The following is a 959-nucleotide window of genomic DNA, read 5'->3' as shown; positions in this document are numbered from 1 at the left end:
AATGCTTCGGGAACAAAAGTGGAAGAGGGCATTTTTTTCGTTGAATCAGGCATATCATATTACATTGATTTTGATTCAAAGAAGGCAGTTCCAATCTGTAATAAACCGGATTGTCGGCATCTTTCTGAGTATGAGGACAAAAATACCAATTGTAATGCGGCAAAAGGGAGCTTCCAAATATTCCCCTATCAAGGAAAGCTCTGTGGAATGGAGTATAACGAAAATGGAACAGAACTCTTTGTTTCAGAACTTGATGGCAGTAATCGGACGTCTAAAGGGAATTTTATAAATGAAGAAGGCTCTTATGAGTACGGGGTGGTTGTACAGAATGAATTGTTTTATTTCTATTCAGATATCATCGGTATGACTGAAACAGACGGTGTGGAGAGCGTAAAAATGAAGTGGCATTTTAATGTCTTAGATTTGAATACGATGAAGCAGGAAGAAATAATGACAGAAGAAGCTGATTATATGAAGATGCTTGGCGGAACAAAGGAATTTCAAATATTTTCTGTTATTCAAAATCAGAGCGTGACCCATTATAAATTGGATTATAAAAAGAGAACAATGGAAGAAATCCCTTTTCAATCTGATGGATATGGGTATATTACCATGTCATTAGATGAAAACAGCTTTTACTATGCAGGAGGAGACGCACATCTAAAAGAAAACATTTTTCAATATTCTTTTGATTCAAAGGAAACAGAAGTTTGTGTGAAAAAAGAAGAGATAGCGGATTGGGCGGAAGATTCCAAAATGGCAGTAATAGGCGTATACGATGAAAAGCTCATTTTCGGAGTTCATGCAGGGAAAAACCCCCGTTGGTTTTATAAAGATATGAATCAACAGAAAATTTATGAATTGTTACTTCCGCAGAAGCTGCCGAGAGAGGGAGCGCAGATAAATAGTATCATAGGTCAAACAAAAGATGGATTGTATTTTGATTATTATATTACTAA

General features: G+C 36.0%; 1 protein-coding gene and 1 pseudogene. Both read left to right on the top strand.

The genetic code is table 11. From position 1 onward, the window contains the following. Positions 1 to 289: hypothetical protein (locus ACTQXY_RS15500; protein ID WP_441660213.1), on the top strand; the 289-nt coding region annotated here is incomplete at its 5' end. Further along, positions 208 to 959, top strand: a pseudogene (locus ACTQXY_RS15495) (hypothetical protein); the annotation flags it as partial. The gene ACTQXY_RS15500 and the pseudogene ACTQXY_RS15495, both read left to right, overlap by 82 nt.

The sequence above is a fragment of the Faecalimonas sp. LCP19S3_D12 genome (assembly GCF_052121495.1).
GTDB lineage: Bacteria > Bacillota > Clostridia > Lachnospirales > Lachnospiraceae > Faecalimonas.
This window is presented reverse-complemented; position numbering and strand designations above follow the sequence as displayed.